The following is an 18,958-nucleotide window of genomic DNA, read 5'->3' as shown; positions in this document are numbered from 1 at the left end:
TAATATGTAAATGCTCATGGGTTTAATGTGATAATTCTTAATAAGGATAGTGAGATGGCCATTCCCAAGATCGCCCCATACCAAGTACTTCAACCAGAATCATTTCCCGTCAATAAAGTGGATTGGGTGATAGAGCCTAAGAAGTCGGTTGTCTTAGTTCATGATTTACAGGCTTACTTCCTCAACTTTTTTGATACAAGATTGTCTCCTATTCCTGAACTTATACAAAATGTTAAAAAAGTTACAGAGAATGCTAGAGCCGCAGGCATCCCTGTTGTTTATACGGCTCAGCCTGCTAATCAAGACCCAAAAGAAAGGGCACTCCTAACGGATTTTTGGGGCTCAGGCCTAACTCAAGATACGGAGATAGTGCCAGAAGTATCGCCGCAATCTGGTGATATTCAATACACCAAGTGGCGCTATAGCGCGTTTAAGAAAACGCCATTACTTCAATGGATGAGAGAGGAGCAAAGAGACCAACTTATTATTGTTGGGGTTTATGGCCATATCGGAGTCCTCTCAACAGCACTCGATGCCTTTATGCTAGATGTCAAACCATTTGTTATTGGTAACGCGATTGCAGACTTTTCGAAAGAAGATCATATGTACACGCTTAAATACATTTCTGGTCGAAGTGGCTGTATTAAATCTGTCGATGACTTTGTCACAAGCGTCAGTTCAGACATCTCTTTGCCTTCTAGCGCTCTCAGTCTTGAAATAATGAGAAAGGAGGTTGCGGATATTCTTGAAGTTGATTTAGATGAAGTAGATGTAGACGAAAATCTTATCTTTCTCGGGTTAGACTCCATTCGTGTAATGACGTTGCATAGTCGTTGGAAAAAGCAAGGTTTAGATATCGCGCTTTCTGAAATGGTGGCAAAAAATACCATTAGAGACTGGTGGGAAGCAGCTCAAGTTCAAGCTCAAGGTGCAGTAATATAAATGAGATCCCCCTGCAGCGATGCAAGGGGATGCACCTAAGTGCTATATTCTGCTCTTAAAGCCTTTTTATTGATTTTACCGACAGAGGTTTTCGGCAATTGTTGGCAAAACTTGATGTAATCAGGGATTTTATATTCTGCAACTCCTTGTGAGTATAAAAATTTCTTAATCGCAACGGGCTTAAGGTTAGCGCTCGTATTGCAGACGATTACAGCGCAACTTTTTTCTCCTAAACATTTATCAGGAACGCCTATTAAAGCGGCATCATGAATATCATCATGTTTAAGTAATATATTCTCAATTTCTTCAGTGGCGATTTTTTCTCCACCTCTGTTAATTTGATCTTTTTCTCTTCCTGTTACAATGATATTACCTTCGGCGGTTTGGCGGACAAGATCTCCCGTGGCATAAAAACCGTCTACGGTAAACGAGTGTTGGTTATGCTCCGGAGCTTTGTAATAACCTCTTATTGTGTAAGGGCCTCGGGTCATCAATAGTCCTTCTTCTCCGAGTGAAACCGGAGTTCCCTCTTCATCAACGATTAGTATTTCATCATGTTCCGATATAGGACGGCCTTGTGTTCTTGTTATGACGTCGACAGGGTCGTCTAGGCGGGTATAGTTAACTAGTCCTTCGGCCATTCCAAATACTTGCTGCAAATTACATCCAAGAGCAGATGGAAGTTTCCGAGCAGCACTCTCGCTAAGCTTTGCTCCACCTACTTGAATGAGATTTAAACTCGAAATATCTTGTGTCGCACTCTGTGCGTATTGCATCCACAGTAAGGCTAGGGGAGGGACGAGGGCGCATGTATTGACTTTGTGCTGTTCAATCAAAGAAAAGTTGAGTTCAGGTGAGCCATCTAGGCTGAGTATTACGCAACCTCCAGCAAATAGTGTTCCTAAAGCACCGGGAGAGCTTAATGGAAAGTTATGAGCGGCTGGTAGCGTGCACAAATAGCGAGTGTCTTGATTAAATTGACAGATACTGTTACTTCCCAAAATACTATAAGCGTAGTCATTATGGGTTCTTGGAATTAGCTTTGGTGTACCTGTTGTCCCTCCTGACAATTGAAAAAAGGCAACGTTATCTGCAGTAGTAGTTTGCTTTGCACAGGGCTCCGCAATCAAATTTTTAAGTGAGTGAACATGCCCTTTCCCAGCTTCCCCAGTCGTAATTGCGAAGTCTACAGTAGTGCAGTTCTCAAGTAGTTGAGAAGCGATGTTTTGCGCGGTTTCTCCTGATGCATGCTCGGAAAATATATAGGCTCTTGCTCTTGCGTGATCGCAAAAATAGCTCAACTCTAAATAGCGATGTGCAGGCAGAGCGAGAACGGGCTTGATCCCTTTGAAGGTTAGAGCGAAAAACGAGAAATAAAATTCAGCCGTATTATTGATTTGTAAAACGACATTATCGCCAGGCTGAAGACCTAACTTGATGAACCCTCCTGCTAGTTGATGGATTCGTTCCAATAACTCTTTGTAGCTATAGGTGTTGTCTCCACAACAGATTGCAAGCGCGTCGGGTGAAGAAGACGCGATAGTATGGAGATGGTCATACAAAGTTTGATCTTGCCAATATCCTAGGTCTCGATATTTACTGCTTATGTCATCTGGCCAAGGTGTGTATTCATGGTTCATCATTATTTGCCTCTTCCCTTATACTGTGAGTCGGTCATCAACTTGTATTCCTGCAGCGCGTAAAATGGTGTTCATCTTGGCGCCAGTTTCGTCAAGCTCACTTTGCGGGGAGGACTCATGAACTATCCCTGCACCAGCATAAAGCGACATAGCTCGTTGGCTGACTTCAGCACATCGAATAGTTACTACCCATTCACCGTTACCTCTTGCATCACACCATCCGACCATTCCAGTGAAATAGCCTCGCTCGAACTTTTCAATTTCTTTGATAGCAGCATAAGCTGTTTGTCTAGGGTATCCGCATACCGCTGGAGTTGGATGGAGGTCCGCGGCGATTTTTAACGAGTTGACATTAGGTTCGTTAGCTTGCCCTTGTAGCAGAGTAGACAAGTGCAGCATGGTTTCTGTTTCGATTACAGAGGGAACCATAGGGGTGTATAGGTTGTGACAATACTGGTTAAGTACCTTTTCTACTTCTTCAACCACGAAGCTGTGTTCATTGAGATCTTTCTGTGTATCTAACAAAGAAGCATATGCTGCTTTATTTTCGATCTCGCAAGACGATTTAGGTCGCGATCCCGCTAGCGGATTGGACACCACGTGATGCCCTTTTTTAGAGACAAGTAACTCAGGGCTTGCGCCCATCAGTTTAGAACTCTCCGATATTTGGGAGCAAAACGTATAGCCGTCGGTGTTTATGGACAGTAAGTTACGTATAAGCGAACATGGGTTAATGTTTTTATTGGTAGTTATTTTCACCGAGCGAGAAAGCACAACTTTTGACAGCTCAGTGGTGTTAAAAAGCTCAAGTAAATGTGAAACGCCATTTTTATACTCATCCCCAGTTGGTGGTGAGACGACTTTTGCTATTTGTGGTGCACTTTTATCATTGTTCTGGCCGCGGTTACTGCTTGAAACATAAAGCGTTTTAGGAATGCAAAGTCGGGTAGGTGTATTTTCATCGAATGGAACGGTAGCAAATAACACCGGGTTGTCGTTTTCTGGTGTTTTAGCTCTTTCTAGTAATTCTTCAGCGGTGCTTGCCAGTTTCGAGAAAGGTATGGCGCGAGTCAAGCTTGTTTTGATACCGACACAAAGCATCGAGTTTTGTGGAGATGAGAAAAAGAACGGGGAATTTTTGAGTTCTTTATCCAACATCTCGTTGGCCATTTTGGAAAAGCCTACTACTTCTCGTTTCATAAACAGTCCTTATTAATTCACTAATGTAATGGAAGTCATCAACTTGTACCTCTAATTGCCTTTATTAGAACAAGTGTTCCTCTAATAGAGGAATATTTGATTAGGAGTGAGGCTATTGCCCAATAGTCATGACAATGCAGATTGGGTGTCTTTGCCAAATAGAATTAGGGAGCAACTACTTAAGTAAATGAACAGGAAGAAGTATAATTGATATTGATAATCAATATCAAATGATAATTGTTATCATTCTGTCCTTGCATAGCATTATCGTCCTTATTTTAACAATAATTATATCGTTTGCATTTGGTTACATGGGGGGATTTACGGGCAGCGTTTGTGTATGAAACAAGCCAATCAATAACTATTTGTACTATTAACACGTTGCAAATAGTTAATTGAATTTAGGAGTGTTCAGTTTTGGTTAAATGAGAACTTTTATGTTGTAATACAGCGTTATTTAAGTGCTCTAGAAACAGTAAAGAATCCTGCCAGCTTAAGCACTCATCTGTTATGGACTGTCCGTAAGTGAGCAGATCAGCATCGATTGTTTGATTGCCTCCCACCAAGAAGCTTTCGCACATGACCCCCGCGATATTTGTTTCACCCAATGAGATCTGGTTGGCGATGTCCTTCACTACTACCAATTGGTTTTTTGCTATCTTTTCACTGTTTCCATGACTACAGTCAACCACTAGTTTAAGTGGAAGTTTGCTACGCGTAAGTTGAAAAGAGGTCTGCTTTATATGTTGAGTGGAATAGTTCGGAGTAGTCCCTCCGCGAAGTATGACATGGCAATTGTTGTTGCCCCGAGTTTTTATTGCTATTGTTTGGTTGTCAGAGGTTTGTGCAATCACTGAATGGCAATCTTGTGCCGTATGTATCGCATCTATTGATATGTCTATATTTCCATCGGTTCCGTTTTTGAAGCCAATAGGACACAGTAGCCCCGAAGCTAATTGCCGATGAGGTTGCGATTCGGTTGTACGAGCTCCAATGGCTCCCCAGCACACTAAGTCTGCTATGTAGTGTGCGATATTCGGATCGAGAAACTCATGCGCAGTTGGCACTCCAAGCTCAAGAATTGACTGCATAAGTTTGCGACTTTGATTAATACCCTTATGCAAATTAAAATCACCATTGAGATCTGGGTCGACAATAAAACCTTTCCATCCACCTCGAGTCCTAGGTTTTTCAAAATAGGTGCGCATGACAAGCTTCAAGCTGCTTTGATAGCGTTTTTGTTCTTCAGCTAATCGATGTGCGTATTCTATTGCGGCTACCGGATCGTGTATTGAGCATGGTCCCATGATAACGAGCAGCCTAGTATCGCCACCAGAAAGAATATTGGTAATCTCTTGCCTTTGCGTAGTGATGAACTCTTGGAGCTGTAGACTACAGTTTGTTTTATTTAATATTTTTTTTAGGCTTGGTAAAGTTGCCGCTGACTTTATGTTAATGACGTTTCTTAGAGTATTCATAGGTACTATCCGTAAATTTTCAATCACTTATTAAAGTCAAAATGGTTTCATCGTGATGATGCTGACTCCATAGTTGAGCGGAGAGCAGCATCAATCCCGAGAGATAAACTCTATAAGTGTTGGGGAGCGTTATAATGATTTTGATTTTTGGGATGTTTAGGTGTCGATGGCTATACTTAGCCCCTGGTATGCCGATGTATCTTTGCTTGTTAAGGAAGTGGCACAGTTCTTTTTAACCTTGACTCTTCCGTTCTCAATTGTGAGTTCCAATGTCGGCGACCATATATTCTGATCGCTATGCGTCACAATAATCACGGTCGAGTTCAATGTTTGAATATGTTGAGCAATACTTTTTTCGGTTGCTTCGTCTAATGCTGCCGTCGCTTCGTCGAAAATGAGGATTGGCGCCTTTTTAATGAGAGCTCGCGCAATTGCGACTCTCTGTCTTTCACCTCCTGACAACCCTGAGCCTCTTTGTCCTACTGTTTGATGTATTCTTTTAGGAGATGAGTCAATAAGTTCGTCCAATTGTGCGTGTCTTGCAAAGCTCTCAACTTCATAATCACTTGCATTGGGATTACCTAACCGAATGTTATCCGCCAATGTGCCAGTATAAATGACCGGATCTTGAGCAACATAGGCTATATGCTGGGTGAGCACATCATAAGGGATATTCTTTAGATCTATCCCTCCGAGCGAAATAAGACCTTGGTCAGGATCATCAAACCTTAGAAACAGGCCCAGTAAAGTGCTTTTGCCACTGCCACTGACTCCATTGATGACGACGGTATCACCTTGTTTGATCTCCGTGCTAGCATCTTCAAAGAGATCTAAATGGCCCACAAGGTTCAGTTCGAACTTATGGTTTTTGGGGGAGGTTGCAAATTGAGGATTAGGCTCAGGCAGAACAGGGACATTCGTTAACTGAGCGTAATTTTTAACTGAGGATTTTACGTCGTTAATCGCAAAGCCTGCCAACGCGAGTTCACCCAAAGGTGCAGCTGCACGGGTAATCAATATCAATAAAGCCAAGACTAATAAGGGTTGAGTAATCGGCTCTAAGACGAGATAGATGGCGATACCTGCAAGGGGTAAAATCGTTGCCAATCCTGATACTAAGGTTGCGATAGAAGCGTTACGATTAATGGTTGAATGAGCTTCTTCTTGTGCGTGCCAACTCTGTTCAATACGCTCGATTGAGCGCTCAGGCCCCGCTGTTGAGCGAAGTAACTCAAGGTGATCTATGAGTTCAAGTGTTGATTTAGTCGCTTGAAGCTCTGCGTCATGTCGGTCGCTATCTGAGCGACTTAGGTATCTTTGCGCCTTGTACTGAACGAGCACTGCAACTAGTAACAATACGGCACTGAGTAGTGCGATCTCACCTCCTCCAACAACCCCGATACCGATAACTAAAAATATGGGTAACATTGGAGCGTGTAAAAATGTTTGTAGCTGATGAGCAGGAATGGCCATAAAGCCAGGTATTCCTCGTTCTGCTAGTTGAGTGAGCTGAGTTCTATGCTGATCATTAAACCAAGCTAACTTTGCTTTACTGAGCGAATGACCTACTGATGAATAAAGATCCCCAGCCAGTTTCGCACCAGAGAGAAATCCAGAACGAGTTACAATAACGGTAACTATCACAGTTAGAACAGCAGCTATTATGACGTTCATTGGTGGAGCTTGTTCGACAATAGATATTGCAAGAAATGTGTAAGCCGTTGCCTCAAATAATGCAACTAGTCCCCAACCTATAGCGACTCGATATAGACGGTGCTTTGCACTTTGTGGAATTGTCGAATTGGAATAGAGGGTATTGTGAGCCGTCATACTTCTTCATCCTGTCGTTGAGCCTTTCTGTTGAGCATCAATGTAGTGTCTGCAAGTTTCGCGAGTTCTGAGTCGTGAGTAATTATGATCAATATCTTGTCTTGTGCTTTAGCAAACTTCGCGAGATTTCTGATCACAGTGAAGGCCGTATTTTTATCGAGAGCACTGGTTGGTTCATCCAGTAATAGAACGTTGGCTTGAGTTAGAAATGTGTTAGCTATTGCGACACGTTGTTGCTCGCCTCCTGAAAGCACGCTTGCATCAGAATTGAGGTCAATCTTTAATTGAGCTTGTTGCAGTGCTTGGTTCAGCTCGTCGTCACTTGAACTTGGCGTTGATAGTTTCAAATTCTGCCTAATGGTAGTTTTGAGTACACCGATATCTTGAGGTACATAGCGTATGGCGGAGTATCGGGATATCTCAGAGAGTTTAGACAGTTGATGGCCTCCTAAGGTAACGAAGCCTGAAAGAGGTGTTTCTTGACCTGCTAATAGACGTAGTAACGTACTTTTGCCTGCTCCGCTAGGCCCCATGATGGCTGTAAATGAACCCCGTGGGAAGTTGTGGGAGAAGTTATCAATAATATTAACAGTTCCATTAGCCACTACGATATTTGATGCTTGTAGTGATAGCGGTTTTTCTCCCGCGCTCAAACTGCCACTTTCTATTTGTGGTTGCTGTAAAAAGTCGCTGATGTTCTTTGCAGCATTCTTTCCTGCGTTAACGTAGTCCAATCCATGGCCAAGCTTCAGTGCGGGTGATACGACGGCCAAACCAAAAAAGAATAGCGACGCCATTGCCACGGGACTTAATTCATAGCCAATGGTATAGGCAATTGCGAAAGTCGAAACCGCTTGAAGTAATGCTGTAGCAATTGCAGCTGGAAGGGCAACGCTACCAACCCATTTCACTATGCCGTGAGTAAAGCGTCTTGTGGCATCATTATAGCTGTCGAGTGCTCCTGCTTGCGTGCCGTAAATTCGATTTACTCGGATACCTCTTGTGTAGTCGTTTACTGCGGTAACGATATCACCCATTATTGTCATGCGCTCTGTGCCATGTTTAGCGGCGAACCTAGGTAAAAAGAGTAGGTAGTACAATGATGCAATTAGGCCAGGGAGCAGAGTAAGCATCGCTACCGGACCTGTGAGATTCAACATGATAAAAATAGAAGTTGCGGGTACTACAATGAATGTCACGAGTTCTGAAGGCAAATGCGCAACCATGTGGTGAAGCGTGTTGATGTCTTCGGAAACTATGCGACGCAGTTGATTATCACCATATTGAGAGATGGTCTTGCTTGGCAAGCGCGTCAAGTGCTGAGCAACTTGGCGACGTAATCGAGTGGAAAACTGCGACTCGGCATCATGAACTAACCACGAGCCCACTGATGAGGCAAGTGCGCTAGCCGCCCAAAGTCCTATGGCACCGTAAATCCATTGGTTTGCAAATCTATCGATAAGGTTTATCAAACATAGCAGTGCACCAACTTTTGCCACAGCGGCAAGTACTTCACAAAACGTTCCCAAAGCAAGCTTTTTAATCGATGGCTTTAAGGCTGGCATTAAGCTAGGCGTAACGTAATGTTGGCTGATTTTACTTATCATCTTGTCACCTTACTTAGCCAATCAAGCGAAAATAAGGAGAACGTGGTAGAGCATATTGAGCTCTTATCGTTTTTCATATAAAGCCTATGGAAGTGGACGTTGATGGATTATGTTTTGAACTAATTTTGGCCGCAGGCGTTGCGAATGCCATAGTCAGGTAGCAGATCGAAAATGACGTCTTCAATCAACGTGTCAAGTTTCTCTGTACTATCTAGATGTGGCATGGTGATAATATGAGCGACATCACCAGAATTAGCTAATGAGTGCTTTCGCCAGATGGGCTCTGATGGGCAAGGAAATACAACAGTATTGGAATTTTTGTTACGCCAAGCATTTATCCCTGCTTCTTGGAAGCGCTGCACTGTATATGCAGCCATGTCTAAGCAAAGCTGTACTTTGTCTTGCCAGTCTGAAAATGAATGACTTTTGATTGCAGTCCACATGAATAGGGCACTATGACCGTTTCTTGAGCCGCTGATGGTTTGATCGCGTGAAGAAATGTAATCAACCTCGACTGAAATCTGATCAACCATATGCCGCTTGGCAAGCACGATTCCACATGGGATCGGGGAGCCTATCATCTTATGGCCAGAGACGCTGATTGAATCAATACCATCTTCAAAGGAGTGGGGATGTGGTTTTTCAACAAATGGCATGATCATTCCACTTAATGCGGCATCTGCGTGAATATAGTAGTTCTCTCTCTCTAAACCTATTGCTGCGATATCGTGCTGAATGCGCTTAATATCATCTGTTGCACCACGCATAGTGGTTCCTATATTGGCAAAAATAATAGGGTTATTCTGTTTGTCTTTTTTTATTCGTTTGACAAGTTGATGATAATCTATCTCCCCATTGGACAATGAAGGGATTTTTCTAGATTTAATATTGAGTAATTTAGCGATCTTATCGACCGAGTAATGTGTTTCTTCAGAATAATAAATATAGCCGGTTGGAAATAGCTCGCGAGCTAAATAACATGAAAATAAGTTGCCTTCAGTGCCTCCATTTGAGATATACCCCCAGCTTTCTTGATGAGATATCTTAAATAGTTGGGAAAAAAAACGTATCACATCTTTCTCAAATTCAAATGAATTGAGTTTGTAATTACTCTCTTCCCTCCAATCACCACAGTTATTAATGGAGAATTTCATGAACTTGTCTAGTATCGAGTAATCAAAACTTGCAGATTCAGGATAGCCTACATTAAAGTATTGATTTTCCATGCAGTATAGCCAGAATTCATTGAGCCTATCTAGATCTTCATTGGATAGTTTCATTACGTTGCCTGTTGAGTCTTTTTAATGGGCTAAGGTACAGGTCACTACCATGTACACTTACACTTTGTGAGTAATTCGTACCCTGAGTAGAATCCTTCTCTATTTTATTTTTAAAACTGTCTACCGGGTAATACTTGGAGCTTAGTTGTTTCATGTGTCTAAGCTTGAAACTATTTAAAGTTAGTATTTAGTTTGAAAAATTTCAGTCTAATACCATCATTTTTTCGGTTTTTATATTACTTTCTGTTATTATTTTCTTTGATAGAAATGTAAATGGCCTTCAAAGAATTATTATATTTTTCGAGTATTTTTCTGATATTTCAAATTTTTCCGTTGAGCTACGTTTTGTCTTTAGAAGTAAGTTTTTCAAGATAACCAACAGCGGTTTCGTTGTATGAGAAAAAGTCTTAGCGAACAGAGGATGGTTGACGTTACGGATACAAACTGGCGTCGACACTTCCCAATTATTTAAAGTCAATGTGTTTATATAAACGTTGCATCTTATGTCACATTGACCAAATTCTTATTGTTTTAGCTTTGCTTGAGAGATAGCCTCAAGTAACGTTTTTAATTTATCTAATTAATAATAATAAGCTTTTTGTTGCAAATGATTATCGTTTGCAAAATAATGGCACCTAACCGATGAATTGTCAACAAAGTGAAAGCTGATGAGTGATTTAACACCAATGCAGGCCGCATGTTGGTTTGGAAGAGAAGCTAATGCCAAACTTGGCGGTGTTGCATCCCACCTTTACACCGAATTCGATGGCGAGAACATCAACTTAGAGAAGCTCAATTTAGCTCTAGTAAGTTTGTACCACAGACATGAAATGCTAAGACTTAAAGTTGATGAATTCGGCCTTGGTTCTATCGTAGATGTGCCCAACCATAGCCTGTTAGAAATCGACGACTTTAGCCTGCTATCTAAAGATGAGCAGAATCAAGCATTGAGTCGTAAGAGAGATAAGTGGGCCCATCAGATGCTTGATTTGACTCAAGGTCAAGCGGCAAAGTTCTCCGTGAGTTTACTATCAGATGGTGCATTTCGATTACATATCGATACCGATATGATTGCTATAGACCCAGATAGCTGTCGTATTTTAATTGAAGATTTTGCAAAGCTTTACGAGGGCGTTCCTTTAAAATTCATCGATCATTTGACCTTTTTCACTTGGCATGATTTAGCGAAAACCGATCCAGACCTAAAGTTACAACGAAAGGCTGATAGGCAGTGGTGGAAATCTCAGTTAGCAAGTATTGCTCCAGCGCCTTCATTGCCACTACCAGACTACAATCCCAGTCAATTTGAAAGCCATCATTATTCAGCTCGGCTTGAACCTGAGCAGCGAAAAGCTCTTTTATCTGTTGCCCGACAACACTTGATAACACCCGCAAATCTGATGCTGGGTTTGTTTGCAAGAGCATTAGGTAAAGCAACCGGAGATACCGCGTTTAGAATTAACGTCCCTACATTTTGGCGTCCCCCAATTGTTGAAGGCACAAATGATTTAGTAGGGGACTTCGTTAATTTTGTCGTTCTCAGTGTAGATATGAATGGTTCTAAAACTCTCATTGATTTTTGCCACCTAGTCGCTATTAAAATGTCGTCGCTACTTGGGCATAGTCGTTATGATGGTGTGAATGTAATGCGAGATCTTTCGGTACATCATGGCAGTGCGCAGCTTGCACCGATCGTTTTTACATCGGCAATTGATTTACCTAGTGGTGACCTATTCTCCCGTCGAGTCCACAAGCATTTTGGCAAGATGAACTGGACTATTTCGCAAGGCTCTCAAGTCGCGCTTGACTCCCAGGTTGTGAGTATTGATGGCGGTATCATGATCAATTGGGATGTTCGGCACGAAGCCTTGCCAAAGGAATGGACGTCGCCGATGTTCGAGCACTTTGTCGCTTTGACGAAAAGTGTTATTTCTGACCCGAGCTTATTGGTTGCCCCGTTGGAAAACTTACAAACGAAACTGATTTGCCAAACGTGTTTAACAGCAGAGCTGACCCCGATGCAGCGAGCCTATTTACTAGGTAGGACGACACAAATGCCTCTTGGAGGCGTTGCAATGCAAGAGATGTTGGAGTACCGAGGTGTGCTTTCAGCAGTGTGTATTCGTCGTCGATTGTCGAAAATGGTGGCCAACTATCCAAGCCTAAGGAAGTTTATTGATAGCAAGTCACTCAAGTTACGTGTAAGTAAATGCCCACAACTTAACTTAAATCATGTGGATTTAAGTCAGTTGAAAACAGATATGGTGGAGGAGGAACTGGGACGTTTTAGATATAGATATAGCCATGAAATCTTTGATTTAGAACAGCCGTTATGGAATATCACGACTTTTACTCTCCCTGACGCTAAAACTCACGTTTTTGCTCGTTTTGATGCATTGATTCTTGATGCTCGCTCTATCGCATCTTTGTTGGTGGAACTATTTGAGGGAGAGGCACCATCCATTCCCCGCATTGATAATGAACCTAACGGTGAAGACGTGATAACTCAACGCGCCAAGGACGAAAAATATTGGATGAATAAACTGTCTACTGTTGAAGGGATAATGCGCTTCCCTTGGCATAAATCGCTCGAGTCGATCTCTTCGTCTAGATATAAGAGGCAGAGTCTCGAAATTGGTAAAGATACAATGGAAAAGCTAGTCCGAGTAGGCGGGAAACACGGGTTATACAAGAATACGGTGATGATGTCAGCTGCGATGGAAGCACTGTCTTCTCTTGTCAGTGATGGCAAGCTGTGTGTGGCCGTTCCAGTATCACCGATGATAAGTACATCTTATGCAAGTGAATCGACTTTTATTGCTTTGCAGTGGGATACTAGTCAAAACGAATTTCTTCAACGAGCACAGGCATTGCAAGCAGATATGTTAGAAGGCCTAGAGCACCTCTCATTTTCTGGTGTGGATTTAGCGCGTACGTTATTTGATAGATGCAGGCCAGGGCCGACACTTCCTATCGTCATCACCAATGGTTTGTCTTGGCCTGCGTTAAGTGACAATGCACCGATGACACTTCAGCGTGGTTTAACACAAACTCCCCAAGTAGCTATCGACGTACGCTTTGTCGCACAGGCAGGGGGCTCAATCATGTTTAGTATCGATTATGCCAGTGAAGCGGTTGTGGATGAGTTAGTGAAACTGATATTGGATCGTATTGACATGATTTTTAATCACATGATTCAAACTTCTAAATTTGAAGTCGTATTGAATAAACAATTATCACCTGATGAATCAAGAGTCATAGAACTATTGGACTCACCTCCCAAGGAAGCCAGTACTGTTGATTCAACAAAGCAGATTATTTTTGATATCTACTGCAGAGTTATTGGTCGGAAAGCAGACGACGATATCGATGAAAATATGCTTTTCGCTCAGTTGGGACTTCGGCCTAATCATCTAAAAGAGATCAGTAACGAACTAAAAAAAGCCTTGCCGGTGGAGTTGCCAGTGAAGCAGCTCATACGTTGCAAAGACGCAAACGATGTAACAGCACTCGCTCTGCAACAAGGATTGTAGGCTGCGCTCTGATCGTTTTGTTCAATTATAGACGTGAAATGAGTTTACCAAAGAAAGATGGAGACTAGTAAGAAGAACCTAGTTGAGCCTGCTGCTTAGGTTTTTAGAACGTTAGAATATTTTTATCTCATATCAAGGAGAAAAAGTGAATATAACAATAAAAGATATCGTTGGTGTTGGCATAGGGCCATTTAACCTAGGGCTTGCCGCTTTGAGCTCTCATCATTCTGAGCTCGACGTTGAGTTTATTGAGCGCAGGCAAGAGTTTAATTGGCATAGTGGTATGTTGCTTCCAGGAGCGACCTTACAAGTTCCTTTTTTGGCCGACCTTGTCACTATGGCAGATCCCACTCATCCTCTGAGTTACTTAAACTATCTTAAGCAACACGATCGCTTGTACCAGTTTTACTATTATGAAACTTTTCTTGTTCCACGGAGCGAATACAACCATTATTGCCAATGGGCCGCAGGACAGCTAGAAAACTGCTCATATGGTGAAAATGTGGTGGATGTAAGATACTCAGAAGAGCACGAGTGTTTTGTAATTCAAAGTCAATTGAACAGCGGGCAAGTTAGGACGAGGTATAGTCGAGATTTAGCGATAGGTGTTGGAACTGTTCCTTGGTTGCCCAATTGGGCCAAAAATGCAAATCATACTTTGATTCAACACTCTGCGGAGTTTGCTCATATGCGTGAGCAATTAGCAAAGTTTAATAGTGTTACGGTAGTAGGATCTGGGCAAAGTGCCGCGGAATGCGTACTCAACTTATATCGTGATTTAAGTCCTGAGCAAATTGATGCCGGAGTAAGGATTAACTGGGTCACTCGTTCTGCTGGTTTCCATCCCATGGAAGCGTCTAAGTTGGGACAAGAGTGCTTTACACCAGCATATATGGACTACTTTCAAACTCTTTCTCGCGAAAAACGTCGTCAAATCGTTGAAGGGCAGGGGCAGCTCTATAAAGGCATAAGTGGATACACTATCGCAGAGATTTTTGATCTTCTGTATGAGCGATCCATTGGAGGTCATGAGCCTGGATTAAGCTTGTACTCTAATAGCCAAGTAAATGAGGTCGAAGTAACCGAACGCTCTCAGTCAATCAAAGTGAGGTGTTATCAATCACAGCAAGACCGAGCTTTTTCTCTTGATACTAATGCAGTTATTTGTGCAACTGGGTATGCGCATCAGTGGCCTAAATGGCTGGACGAGTTAAAAGGCTTGGTGCTAGCCACTGATGAATATGGTGATTTGATAGTTGAGCCTAACTTTGTTGCTCAGCGTTGTGACCAAGGTATTGGACGTGTCTTTGTTCAAAACCCGGAGACTTTCCAACATGGTGTTGGTGGACCAGATCTAGGTATTGGCGCATACAGAAATGCTTCAATCGTAAACCAAGCTTTGGGGCAGAACGTTTATCGACTGCCAGAAAAATCTGCTTTCCAGACTTATGGTACTCCAGTGGCAAACTAGCGATCTTTGACAAAAAAGAGGACATGCATTTTAAACGCAGGTCCTCTTTATGGGCCACCTTAAAGATGACCAGTTGGTTAAGTAAACTATTACTCTGCAACTTCAATTGATAAGGCTCTCAAACAATCAAGCATCATTTCTGGGTGCTCAGTAACATAGAAATGGCCTCCTTTGACAACAAGATGCTCAATCACGTTATTGCACCAAAGCTTCCATTCCTCCACTTCTGAATAGTAGGCTTCTTGATCTTTATCTCCCGAAACCAAAAGAGTGGGGACAAAAAGCCGCGCATCTCTATGTGGTGGTGATGAAAAAAGATACTGCTCTGTGGCGGTAAAGTCTGCTCGTAAAGCAGGAAGAAATATTGGCCACCATTGCGGGTTATCAGCAAGACTTATATCGCATCCTCCCATTTCGATTAGATTAGTAATGAAGGTTGTATCATCACATTCGCCGAGTAGTCTTCGACCTTTAATATGAGGTGCTTGGCAACCAGAGATGATAAGACCTCTAGGGGAGTGACCTTGGAGCAAGAGTTTTCTGCTTGCCTCGTAAGCGACTTGCGCTCCCATACTGTGACCAACAATGATTGTGTTTTCTATGGGGATACGGCTTGCCAACAGGGCTTGAACCATTTCTTCGGCTAATGATTCGATACTTTCAAGAGTAGCGTCATCAATTCTGGTTTCTCTGCCAGGGTAAAGCATGATTGATACGGATTCTTTGGATAGATTCAGATTCCGCCAAGCCCTAAAGCTGCCACTGCCACCGCCTGCAAAGGGGCAAACAATATAGTGTGTATCCTGATGCGTGCCAGAAGAAGCAATCGCGATTAATGGACTCATCATGAAATTCCTTGAGGCGTTGTTGATTTACACTTATCCATAATGAGAGCGAGAGTTTCAAGCGAAGGATAGCGATACAATACAGATAATTTGATTGGATAACCCGCTTGGTGGCAATGTTTAAGTACTTCAATTGCTGCGTAGGCGTCTCCTCCCATTTGGAAAAAATCACTCGACTTGCAGAACTCATGCACGCCGAGTACCTTGCGCCAAATTTCGGCTAACTTATGTTCACTGGATGTGACAAGTGGTTGATCTACAGCAGACGATTTGTTCTTTTTACGGCTTGTCATTTGAGAGAGAGTTTTGTGGTCGACTTTGCCGTTTGCCGTTAACGGCAATGCGTCTAGAAACACTATTCTTTGAGGAATCATATAGTTAGGTAGTTGATCGCTCAGTAGGTTTTGTACTTCATTTGTGTCTAGTCGCTTGGCGTTTTCTTGTTCAGGATCAAGGACGATAAATGCTGCGAGAGTCTTATCTTGCTTACCTACAGCGATGGCGATCGCACGTTGTACTTGGGGAATGTTGTTGAGTGCAACTTCGATTTCACCCAGTTCAATTCGATATCCACCTATTTTTACCTGTTTATCTCTGCGTCCCAAAAACTCAAGGGTGCCATCAGGCCAATAACAACCCATGTCCCCAGTTCTATACCAAGCACAGCCATCAATATGTAAAAACTGCGCTTGAGTTTTTAGCTTATCGTCAAAATAACCAAGAGCGACGCCATCTCCACCAATCCAAAGTTCTCCAGCAACCCAATCTGGGCAATCGCGTCCGAAGTCATCAACTACACGATATTGTTGTCGCGGAAGAGGGTAGCCATAAGGAATAGAACGCCATTCTGGTGGTACATGTTGGACATCAAAGACATTCGACCATATTGATGCTTCAGTGGCTCCTCCCATCGCGATAAATTTCCCGTCAGGTCGATACTGACGATAGCGGTCTGGTAAGTCTAATCCGATCCAATCTCCAGAAAGCATTGTTAAGCGCAGTTCAGAAGGCGCAGAGGACCTAAAGCTAGACGCATAAGTCAATAACATATCGAAAAGTGCAGGTACGCTGTTCCACATGGTGACGTTATTCTTCTCTATGACTCGACACCAAGCTCTTGGGTCTCTTCTTTCAGACTCATTCACTAGTACTATTGCACCTCCGGCAGAGAGTAGACCAAAAATGTCATATACAGAGAGATCAAAATGGAGAGCAGAAAGAGCTAATACTCGATCATTGCTATTGATTTGGTAACGCTGATTGAGGGCTATACAGGTATTTAGGGCGCCTTGGTGAGAGATGACAACTCCCTTCGGTGTGCCAGTTGAGCCTGAGGTATAGATAATATAAGCAGGCTTATTCGGCTCAATTTCTGGTGAAGCGGTCATTGGTATGCTCTTAATTGTTGCTTGCCAATCTAAATACGATAATTGGCTAGATAGCATTGAGTCCTTTGCATCAGACTTATCTGTAAGAACTACGTTTATACCAGCGCATTGGTAAATACCCTCGCGCCTTTCTTGTGGCTGATCGAGTGAAACTGGCACATAAACAGCACCAGCGTATAATATGCCTAATACAGCGACGATTTGGCCGACTCCTTTGTTCATACTCACAGCAACCCTATCCCCAGGTGCAACTCCAGCCTTTGCTAGCGCCCCTGCGCAGCTTTGCGCATAGCTTGCTAAAGTCTGATAGCTGAGAGACTCATGACCATGAATAACCGCTATTGCGTTTGGGAAGGTCTCAACGTTTTTCCAAAAACCATGATGAAGTAAGCCTTCTGGCAATTTGTGGGCTTCAGATGAGTTGAACGCATTACGAGTAGAAATTTGATTTTCTGGTAGCAAGATTGGTAGGGAGTGTGTCCAATCACTGTCTCTTTGACTGAGAGAGTCAAGGAGACCTGTGTAGCTAACCAACATTTCTTGGATCATATTTTTTGGGAATAATGCATCATGGCTATCCCAATACAGAACAAGTTCGTCTTTCTTTAACTCCGCATGTAACGATAGCCAAGTATTGGCTGATTGGCGGCACCCCCACAACTCTCTTCGATTGGTTTCTGTAAGCTGGCTAGAGAAAGCGATATTGGCGGGGGCGCGATGAGCGTCTGAAAGCCGAGATAGCTGATGAACAAGTGAAAAAATAGGTTTCAGTTGACGAGGGTACGTGTGTTTGAAGTGTTTTTGGTTTTCTCGAACAAGAGAAAGAAAACTATGACCGAAACCAGATAAGTTGGCAAGTAGAGGCTGCGTGAATTGGCCGATAATCCCCTTTGTTCTATTTTTGGGGCTAGTATCAAACCTTAACATGAAAGTCTCTTGATGCCCCCATTGAGATAAAACTGCAGCAAAAATGGTCGCCAGCGTTAGCTCTGGTGTTACGCTATGATTTTTGCTTCTTGTTGCTAGCTGTTGCCACTTTTCAGACGGAATACTCACAGTTCGTCTGCTTATGCCTGTCTCAGACAATTTGTCTGGTTCACAAACTGTTGGGAGGTTTACGGACTTAGGTAGTTTTAATATATGTTCTTCCCATTCGGAAGAACTAAAAGTCATGCTTGTTAACTCGCTAGTGACCAAATCGTGATGTGCAGTGAGAGCTTCTGTTTGGCAGGAAAATGAGGGTAGGTTTCCTGCTAACATTTGATCCAGTTGTTCAAAAAATATCGAAACACTTTGCGTATCAACAACGACAGAGTTGAAGCGAGCATGAAGCCGAATTCTATTTAGTGGCAATAGACTAATTGAGATGCAGAGAATCGCTTGTGAATTACTTTTGATTAGCGCGGTACGAGTAAGTGCCAGTTGCTTTTCTATTTCTTCTTCCGATACCTCGCTTAACTCGTTCACATTGAACGCTTTAGTGTAGTTATTTTTAGCAATATGTAAGTAAAAATCATCACTGACTCTGGCATGCAGCATAGGGTGATGGTTTATAAGTGTTACGAGACAACGTTCTAGTGCTTCCTTTGATGTATCATTGTATTCGAATTCTTGATAGATAAAGTTGGTGATGGCTTGCTGTTCACTACGTTGCCTTTGGGTCGATAACTGCCAGCTTTGATAAGAAGTTAAGGGCAATATTGTGTTATTGCTAGGAGATAAATACTTGCTTTGGTTCATTGTG

The 18,958-nt window shown here is 42.6% G+C and carries 11 protein-coding genes; 3 read left to right on the top strand and 8 right to left on the bottom strand.

What is annotated here, in order from left to right; all coding sequences use genetic code 11:
- Positions 1–54: 54 nt before the first annotated feature.
- The gene (locus R7O13_RS06085) at positions 55–942 is read left to right on the top strand and encodes an isochorismatase family protein (RefSeq protein WP_047101780.1); all 888 of its coding nucleotides are present in this window, start codon (positions 55–57) and stop codon (positions 940–942) included.
- Between the two features lie 35 nt (positions 943–977).
- Here the strand turns inward: R7O13_RS06085 and R7O13_RS06080 are convergent, their stop codons facing one another.
- From R7O13_RS06080 to R7O13_RS06055, 6 genes are all read right to left on the bottom strand, one after another.
- Complete coding sequence (locus R7O13_RS06080; protein WP_047101857.1) at positions 978–2,582, bottom strand: (2,3-dihydroxybenzoyl)adenylate synthase; 1,605 nt, start codon at positions 2,580–2,582, stop codon at positions 978–980.
- Positions 2,583–2,600: 18 nt separating this feature from the next.
- On the bottom strand, positions 2,601–3,788 hold the full coding sequence (locus tag R7O13_RS06075) for an isochorismate synthase (protein WP_318303534.1): 1,188 nt from the start codon (positions 3,786–3,788) through the stop codon (positions 2,601–2,603).
- 395 nt (positions 3,789–4,183) lie between these two features.
- Positions 4,184–5,260 (bottom strand): 3-deoxy-7-phosphoheptulonate synthase, encoded by a 1,077-nt coding sequence (locus R7O13_RS06070; RefSeq protein ID WP_047101776.1) that lies wholly within the window; start codon positions 5,258–5,260, stop codon positions 4,184–4,186.
- A gap of 156 nt (positions 5,261–5,416) precedes the next feature.
- Positions 5,417–7,090 carry an ATP-binding cassette domain-containing protein gene (locus R7O13_RS06065; RefSeq protein WP_258497808.1) on the bottom strand — a complete coding sequence of 558 codons (1,674 nt, stop codon included), beginning with the start codon at positions 7,088–7,090 and terminating at the stop codon, positions 5,417–5,419.
- The gene (locus R7O13_RS06060) at positions 7,087–8,697 is read right to left on the bottom strand and encodes an ATP-binding cassette domain-containing protein (protein ID WP_115386765.1); all 1,611 of its coding nucleotides are present in this window, start codon (positions 8,695–8,697) and stop codon (positions 7,087–7,089) included. The genes R7O13_RS06065 and R7O13_RS06060 overlap by 4 nt, the downstream gene beginning before the upstream one ends.
- A gap of 119 nt (positions 8,698–8,816) precedes the next feature.
- Complete coding sequence (locus R7O13_RS06055; protein WP_318303286.1) at positions 8,817–9,977, bottom strand: histidine decarboxylase; 1,161 nt, start codon at positions 9,975–9,977, stop codon at positions 8,817–8,819.
- A 668-nt stretch (positions 9,978–10,645) separates the two neighbouring features.
- Here R7O13_RS06055 and R7O13_RS06050 point away from each other — a divergent pair.
- Both R7O13_RS06050 and angU read left to right on the top strand, forming a co-directional pair.
- Positions 10,646–13,510 (top strand): condensation domain-containing protein, encoded by a 2,865-nt coding sequence (locus R7O13_RS06050; protein ID WP_213885200.1) that lies wholly within the window; start codon positions 10,646–10,648, stop codon positions 13,508–13,510.
- A gap of 145 nt (positions 13,511–13,655) precedes the next feature.
- Positions 13,656–14,981 carry an anguibactin biosynthesis histamine N-monooxygenase AngU gene (gene angU / locus R7O13_RS06045; RefSeq protein WP_047101766.1) on the top strand — a complete coding sequence of 442 codons (1,326 nt, stop codon included), beginning with the start codon at positions 13,656–13,658 and terminating at the stop codon, positions 14,979–14,981.
- 89 nt (positions 14,982–15,070) lie between these two features.
- Here the strand turns inward: angU and R7O13_RS06040 are convergent, their stop codons facing one another.
- Together R7O13_RS06040 and R7O13_RS06035 are read right to left on the bottom strand one after the other, a co-directional pair.
- Entirely contained in the window at positions 15,071–15,829 is a 759-nt protein-coding gene (locus tag R7O13_RS06040) for a thioesterase II family protein (RefSeq protein WP_235429172.1), read from the bottom strand.
- Entirely contained in the window at positions 15,826–18,954 is a 3,129-nt protein-coding gene (locus R7O13_RS06035) for an amino acid adenylation domain-containing protein (RefSeq protein ID WP_318303284.1), read from the bottom strand. The genes R7O13_RS06040 and R7O13_RS06035 overlap by 4 nt, the downstream gene beginning before the upstream one ends.
- Positions 18,955–18,958 lie beyond the last annotated feature (4 nt).

This window comes from Vibrio sp. Y176, from assembly GCF_033438945.1.
Note: the sequence above shows the minus strand (reverse complement) of the source record. Positions and strands in the feature narration are given on the sequence as shown.